Genomic DNA, 930 nt, shown 5'->3' with positions numbered 1-930 from the left:
CGTTTAGGCAAAGAGCGGGATGCGTTAAGCATTGTTGACGACCAGCGTGGCTGCCCCACTTATGCGGGTGATTTGGCACAGGCGATTATTGCACTGCTACAACAAAATGCCGCCGGGGGAATCTATCATTACGCCGGTGATAAAGAAGTCAGTTGGTTTGAATTTGCTCAGGCTATCTTTTCTGCCGCAGTGCAGAAAGCGGTTCTGAGTAAAGCACCGACGCTCACACCGATTACTACAGCGCAATATCCCACTCCTGCACACCGGCCTGCGTATTCCACGCTGGCTGGGGAAAAAATCAAAACGTTAGGTATTGCGTTATCTGACTGGCAAGGTGCATTACAGAAAACCATTCAGCCTATTGGCTAACCGAGTTTCTCTTACCCAGCCATCTACACACTACGTTTTCTGTTATGCCGTATCACCTGTCATACCGCACCTCCTGTCATTCCCGCGAAAGCGGGAATCTCCCACAGGGAAAACTTATTCCCTGTGAGGAAACCAACCTCTAACCACAGCGTTATTTTATGCAGCTCAGCATGCCTGACTGCGTCACATTAGCTTTTCATCAATATCTTTAAGCCCTTGTTCTGTTTTCAACCAACGAGGGGCTTTAAGACCAGCCGCAAAAAACCAAACCAGCTCAGCTAATAGCTCAATGACAACCGGAGTCGTTTCGGAAGATAAGTTCTGCTCGGTGAGCAGTTGCACTAAAGTTTGGCAATATTGACAGAGAGATTCATAATCAGGTTCAAAGCGCGGAGAAGTAGCAGGGAGCGCATCAACGGCAAGGCTCTCGACAAGATGAGGCGGAATGGGCGCATTCAGTGTGGATTTCAACAAATTGAGACAGGTAGCAAGTCGCCCACACAGTGCCAGCTTCAACACAGTATCATCACATTCGAGCATAGAATCTGAAAAGTGCTCACA

General features: G+C 48.4%; 2 protein-coding genes. One reads left to right on the top strand and one right to left on the bottom strand.

Going from position 1 to position 930, the window contains the following annotated elements; all coding sequences use genetic code 11:
• On the top strand, positions 1-369 hold a 369-nt coding region (locus J5224_RS30520), incomplete at its 5' end, for an SDR family oxidoreductase (RefSeq protein ID WP_264628785.1).
• A gap of 183 nt (positions 370-552) precedes the next feature.
• Here the strand turns inward: J5224_RS30520 and J5224_RS30515 are convergent.
• A partial coding sequence (locus tag J5224_RS30515; protein WP_264628784.1) for a hypothetical protein occupies positions 553-930 on the bottom strand: 378 nt, incomplete at its 5' end.

The organism is Candidatus Symbiopectobacterium sp. NZEC135 (assembly GCF_025962695.1).
This window is presented reverse-complemented; position numbering and strand designations above follow the sequence as displayed.